This is a genomic window from Dolichospermum sp. UHCC 0260 (assembly GCF_009711985.1).
GTDB classification, from domain to species: Bacteria; Cyanobacteriota; Cyanobacteriia; order Cyanobacteriales; family Nostocaceae; genus Dolichospermum; species Dolichospermum lemmermannii.
Genome location: NZ_VIKZ01000006.1, coordinates 4418 through 11097 on the forward strand (window position 1 = coordinate 4418; position 6680 = coordinate 11097).

Sequence of the window (6680 nt, forward strand, 5' to 3'; positions counted from 1 at the left end):
TCCAAATGCTTCGCCCCTACTGACAACGGACAACGGACAACGGACAACGGACAACTGACCACTGACCACTGCGTCTAACTTTCTGCTGATTGTTGATGGGAAAAGACGGGAGCGATGGCACTTAATTTCAACTCTGGATGATCACCCTCCAACTGTTGACAATTCCATTCATTGCGGAATAACAATACTGGTCGTCCCATGCTATCTTTAACAGTAGTGGTATTGAATAAACGTCCCACCTGCTTTAAAGCTTCCCAACCACCTTCAACCCAACGGGCGACACTATAAGGTAATAAATCGAGAATAGTTTCCACACCATACTCATTTTCTAAGCGGAACTGGACTACTTCAAACTGCAATTGACCAACCGCTGCTAAAATTGGCTCCCGCTTGGCTTCATCGGTGGAGTACATAATTTGGACAGCACCTTCTTCTCGCAATTCGGAAACGCCTTTTTGAAACTGCTTAAATTTCGATGGGTTGGGGTTTCTCAACGTGGCAAAAAGTTCGGGTGAGAAATAAGGAATTCCCTCATATTCTAATTTTTGTCCTGTGTAAATTGTATCACCAATTGCGAAAACACCTGGATTATTTAAACCAATCACGTCCCCTGGATAAGCGACATCAATAGATTCTCTTTCTTGGGCAAATAGTTTTTGCGGACGTGATAGACGGACAACTTTGCCAGTTCGAGCGTGATTTACTGTCATATCTTTTTCAAACTTGCCTGTGCAAACCCGGACGAAAGCCACCCTATCTCGATGTTTCGGGTCCATGTTGGCTTGCAGTTTGAAAATAAATCCGGTAAATTCTGGATAGGTAGGAGGAATATCGCCGACAGTGCTGCTATGTGTACCTGGTTTGAGGGCAAAGTCCAGGAAGTTCTTGAGGAATAATTCCACCCCAAAGTTAGTCATGGCACTACCAAAAAATACTGGGGTCATTTTGCCGGCGTGTACTAAGTCTAAATCTAGTTCTGGACAAACTCCTTCTAAGAGTTCTAACTCGTCTTTAAGTTGGTGGTATAGTTCTTTTTCTAGTAATTCTTCAAGTCGCTGATCACCTATATTGAGGATAATTTCCTTTGCTTCTTTACTACCATGAGAACTGCGCTCAAATAAATGAATTTGCTCCTGTTGGCGGTCAAATACGCCTTTAAAGCGATCGCCCATGCCAATAGGCCAATTCACTGCATAAGTCTGTAATCCCAATTCTTTCTCAATTTCATCTAACAAATCTATGGGTTCTCTGCCCGGACGGTCGAGTTTATTCACAAAGGTAAAAATTGGGATACCCCGCATTTTACAGACTTCAAAGAGTTTCCGAGTTTGGGGTTCTAAACCTTTAGCCGCGTCTATTAGCATCACCGCATTATCGGCTGCTGCCAAAGTCCGATAGGTGTCCTCACTAAAATCTTGGTGTCCAGGAGTGTCGAGTAAATTAATTTGACAGTGACGATAGGCAAATTGTAATACCGTAGAAGTTACGGAAATTCCCCGTTGTTGTTCCATTGCCATCCAGTCAGAAGTGACTTTGCGCTGGTCTCTGCGGGCTTTTACTGCTCCAGCTTCGTGAATAGCACCCCCGTATAATAATAGTTTTTCTGTCAGTGTGGTTTTACCAGCATCAGGGTGAGAAATAATCGCAAAGTTGCGACGCTGTTCCACCGCTTGACCTAATTCTGCTTGCAGTTCAATGGACATATCTGTAATTTCTTTGTAACTTCACTAAATGTAATCTTTTTCAGGACGGGGGAACAAATTTATAAATTCTCTAGCAGCTTTCAGTAAAACCCTTTGAATATAACGCTCTGGGATTAAAATTAGGATCTGATTCAAGTGCATACTGCTATATTAATTCTTACCGTTAATTCAATCTTAATCTGGTTTATGTCAGACGACGCTATCAGAAATTTATGGGTGAGATAGTTGACAAATGCCGGACTTTCCTCTATTATAAGAGTATAGTGGAAATCTGTGCGCCCATATATATAGGGGTTGAATTTTTCCGAAAGTATTAATTTCTAAATTCACCGAACATCGGCAAAAACCTTGTGAATATGAACTGCTCCATGATAGAAATGTTGATAAATAACCATTTCATGCAGCAGTGATCTAAAATAGAGTTTCACAAACAATGTCTTGAGATTTTTAACAAATCTACAACTGCAAATTTTGTGTAACCAAAAAAACAAATTTATTCTAGCTATTGCAATTCCATGAAAGCAGAAGTGATTGAATTAATAACAACGGTTTTCCATGTTTTACAAGTTAATCTGCGGTGGATGACTTGGAATTTATTTTTGGCTTTTATTCCTTTAGCTTTGAGTGTTTGGCTATTTCGCCGTCAGCGCAGTGGTTCATGGGTTTGGTGGCTAGGATTTTTGAGTTTCTATGCTTTTTTACCAAATGCGCCTTATTTATTAACTGATGTCATTCATTTGATAGATGATATCCGGCGAGTTCAGTCAATATGGATGATTACATTAGTTTTAATTCCTGTTTATTTTGTTGTCATTTTTGGCGGATTTGAAGCTTATGTTATATCTTTAATAAATTTGGGTTACTATTTACATCGAACGGGTAAAAGTCAATGGATTTTTCCTGTTGAGTTAATCACTCATGCTCTTTCTGCTGTGGGTATTTATTGGGGACGATTTTTGAGATTTAACAGTTGGGATTTTATTACTCAACCAGATGCCATAATCACAAAAGGTGTAGAAGAAATTCTTGGTAAACAACCCTTGATAATTATTACTCTCACTTTTATAATCCTTTGGGGTTTGTATTGGTTTATGAAACGAATTACTTTGGGTTTTCTGAATAAGGGTGTTAATTCACAAATAAAATAAATGATCATCATATTCACAATATTAACTAATGACATTAAATTAAAATCAAATATCCCCGACTTCTTTGAAAAGTCGGGGATCTATTTTTTGAATATTTAAGATTAATCGTATAATTTAGGATTTAGAATAGGAAAGCAAATATAAACAGCTATAAAAAGTGAAATTGGTTAAACAGCGATTAGATACATTATTAGTAGATTTGGGATTATGTCCCTCCCGTCAGCAAGCACAACGGCTAATTCAAGCTGGAGAAGTGACTGTAAATCAACATAAGGTTGATAAAGTCGGGACTGAAGTTGATATTACCGCAGAAATTCAAGTTAAAGAACGTCCTCCTTTTGTTTCTCGTGGTGGTGAAAAACTGGCTAAGGCTTTAAAATTTTTTGAGATTTCTGTAACTGACAGGATTTGTTTAGACGGGGGAATTTCTACTGGTGGCTTTACTGATTGTTTATTACAAGCCGGTGCAAAACAAGTTTATGGTGTAGATGTTGGTTATGGACAAGTTGACTGGAAAATCAGAAATGATCAACGGGTAATCTTAAAAGAACGGACGAATTTACGTCAACTACAACCAGAGGAATTATATGCTGAAAATGCCATATTTCCTGATTTGATAGTTGTGGATGTTTCGTTTATTTCTTTAACCAAAATTTTGCCGGCGGTATGGCAATTAACACAAGCTCCCAGAGAGGCTGTATTGCTGGTAAAACCACAATTTGAGGTTGGCAAGTCTCGCATCGGCAAAAAAGGCGTTGTCCGCGATTCTGATGACCAAGGAGATGCAATTTTTAATGTGATGAAAGGGGCGTTAGAATTAGGATGGAAATATAAAGGTTTAACTTGGTCGCCAATCACAGGACCTGCGGGAAATATTGAATATCTTTTATGGTTGGGAATGGACAGCGAAATCATACCCCCAACTTTAGCAGCAATTCAAGAAATTACGAAAGAAGTCATGCAGGAGTTTGGGAAAAAATGATGATTAATCAAGGTTATACTCAACACGGCTTAATAATTTGATTTTGTGGGTAGGGGTTTAGCAGTGCTAAACCCCTACAAATCTAGGTTTTTCGTAATTTTGTAAAAGTCCATGTCTCAACCGTGTTTAGTATAAAGGTGATTTTTTAGCAGCTTGACAGATAAATGTGTTTGATGGTATAAACAGTAAGGATTCGTTATACCAGATTTTGTTTATGCTTGATAAGGTTGTTGACGCATTAATTGGGGAAACAGTACATGAAGTCTTAGATAAATTAAAGTATAGCGAAATACGATTACGATTGTTAAATAAATTTGGTTTAAAACCAGATACACCACCAAATGATTTTGAGGGAGTTTATGTTTATACTTTAATTGAGTATGGTGTAGGTAAACAAAAAGTTATTTTACAGTTATTTAAAGAAAAAGAAATTAAAAAAGAATTTCAGCAAGCATTTAGTCAAAATAGAAGTTTTAATATTCAAACATTAGATAATTTTATTCAAAGTTCTGATATTGGCAATAAAATCAAAGATCAAAATATTGATTATCGCCGAGAATTGACTGAATTTGCCAGATTATTTGTGGAAATTGCCAAACGAGCTAGAACAGCAACGGAAATTTTACAAGACCATAAATTAGAGAGTTTACAAAATAGTTTAACTCAAGTTCGGGAACAAATTAACCAACTTAGTTTACCGGAAATTCAAAAACAAATTGCCCAATTAGCACAAAGTCAACAGCAATTATTACCACCTGCGGAAATTGTCAGAGAAACGGAATTAGCTAAACAATTAAAAAAATGGTTTGAAACACTGGGTTATAAATTTGAAAATTACGAAGTCTTAGAAAAAGAATATTTTGAATGGATTATTAATATTCCCCATCCACTAGGAGGATATTACCGCATTTTAATTCACGGAGTAGAAGCAGAAGCAGGAATTAATGATATTAATGCAGTTAAAACAATCGTAGAAACTCAAAAAGTTGATCAAGGTTGGATTGTTGCACCGCGTCGAGTTAGTAAAGCAGCTAGAGAGACAGTTGAAAAATCAGAAAAAAAACAGATTTTTTGTTATACCTTTGATGAATTAATCGAAAAAAATGCTGATTTTAATGGTTATTTTAATTGGTTAGAAACAGAAGTTAAAAGCCGAGGAATTGATAAATATTATGTTCCCTTGGCTTGTACTAAAGAAGAAATTGATTTAGTAACTAAACGTCATATTGGCGTTAGTCATTATGGTAAAGAAGACGATTGGATTGAGGGTTATATTAATCAATGGTTAGATGACCCAGTTAAAGAACATTTATCGGTTTTAGGGGAATTCGGTACAGGTAAAACTTGGGTTGCTTTCCATTATGCTTGGTTGGCTTTACAGGAATATTTAAAAGCAAAAAAGAAAGGTACTCAAAGACCGCGTATTCCTTTAGTGATTCCTTTAAGAGATTATGCTAAAGCCGTGAGTATTGAATCTCTATTTTCTGAGTTCTTTTTTCGTAAACATCAAATCGGTTTACCTGGATATTCTGCCTTTGAACAACTTAACCGCATGGGGAAATTATTATTAATTTTTGATGGCTTTGACGAAATGGCCGCACGGGTAGACCGTCAAGCAATGATTAATAATTTCTGGGAATTAGCAAAAGTTGTGGGAACACCAGGAACAAAAGCAATTTTAACCTGTCGGACAGAACATTTCCCCGAAGCATTAGAAGGACGCAGCCTGTTAAATGCAGAATTACAAGCATCTACTTCTAATCTCACAGGAGAACCACCCCAATTTGAAGTTTTAGAATTAGAAAAATTTGATGATCAACAAATCAAACAGGTACTTAATTTTAAAGCCACACCAGAAACCGTTGATAGTATCATTAATAATGAACAATTATTAGATTTGGCACGTCGTCCGGTAATGATTGATTTGATTATGGAAGCATTACCGGATATTGAAGCTGGTAAACCTGTGGATATTTCCCGTGTTTATCTCTATGCGGTGCGTCAGAAAATGGTACGGGATATTAAAGCTGACCGCACTTTTACCTCAATGGCAGATAAATTATATTTCCTCTGTGAATTATCCTGGGAAATGCTGTCAACTGATAGGATGACTTTAAATTATAAAGAATTTCCAAATTTGATTCGTAGTTATTTTGGTGAAACGGTACAGGAACAAAAAGATTTAGATCATTGGCATTATGACATGATGGGGCAAACCATGTTAATTAGAAATGCTGATGGTGATTATTATCCTGCCCATCGTTCATTATTAGAATTTTTTGTCTCCTATAAATTGGGACGAGAATTAGGCATTTTAGCAGCAGATTTTCAGGAAGTTGTGGAGGTTCTTCCCTACGACCAAGGAACAACAGATTTAAGTCAAACTTTCGGGAAAACTCTCTTAGCCAAAGCCGTCTTAGATTTAATGTTTCCCATGTTGTCAACAACAGCAAATGAACGGTTATTAGCAGAAGTCAAAGCCACCAAAGGTAAAACTGAAACAATCACAGGTTACTGTGGTAGTAATGCGCTAACCCTGCTACTTAAAGGTAGTCGCTTGGCTTTAGAAAAACAGGATTTGAGTGAGACAGTTATACCTGGTGTGAATTTTGGTTTGGCTAGTTTGTCTAATGTCAACCTGACTGGGGCAAATTTAACAGATGCTTTTTTTGCTAAGGTATTAGGATCAGTTCATTGTGTTGCTTTTAGTCCAGATGGGAAATACCTGGCTACAGGAGACAGTGAGGGTAGAGTCCAAATTTGGAATGCTGTAACAGGAAGGGAAATATTGACATTTGTAGGTCATAGCAGTTTTGTTGACTCAGTAGCCTGGAGTGGAGATGGTCA

At 37.0% G+C, this 6680-nt stretch carries 4 protein-coding genes; 3 read left to right on the top strand and 1 reads right to left on the bottom strand.

Going from position 1 to position 6680, the window contains the following annotated elements; genetic code table 11:
* Positions 1-74: 74 nt before the first annotated feature.
* Positions 75-1703 (bottom strand): peptide chain release factor 3, encoded by a 1629-nt coding sequence (locus FJR08_RS03870; protein WP_168632227.1) that lies wholly within the window; start codon positions 1701-1703, stop codon positions 75-77.
* Between the two features lie 515 nt (positions 1704-2218).
* Between FJR08_RS03870 and FJR08_RS03875 the strand changes: the two genes are divergently transcribed.
* The 3 genes from FJR08_RS03875 to FJR08_RS03885 all read left to right on the top strand — a co-directional run.
* Complete coding sequence (locus FJR08_RS03875; protein ID WP_015078670.1) at positions 2219-2851, top strand: DUF1361 domain-containing protein; 633 nt, start codon at positions 2219-2221, stop codon at positions 2849-2851.
* Between the two features lie 163 nt (positions 2852-3014).
* Positions 3015-3833 carry a TlyA family RNA methyltransferase gene (locus tag FJR08_RS03880; RefSeq protein ID WP_168632300.1) on the top strand — a complete coding sequence of 273 codons (819 nt, stop codon included), beginning with the start codon at positions 3015-3017 and terminating at the stop codon, positions 3831-3833.
* A gap of 214 nt (positions 3834-4047) precedes the next feature.
* A partial coding sequence (locus FJR08_RS03885) for a pentapeptide repeat-containing protein (RefSeq protein WP_254435682.1) occupies positions 4048-6680 on the top strand: 2633 nt, incomplete at its 3' end.

Bases quoted from the DNA above. Each gene is read 5' to 3' on its own strand.
- FJR08_RS03875 (WP_015078670.1), top strand. From the start codon at position 2,219: ATGAAAGCAGAAGTGATTGAATTAATAACAACGGTTTTCCATGTTTTA.
- FJR08_RS03870 (WP_168632227.1), bottom strand. From the start codon at position 1,703: ATGTCCATTGAACTGCAAGCAGAATTAGGTCAAGCGGTGGAACAGCGT.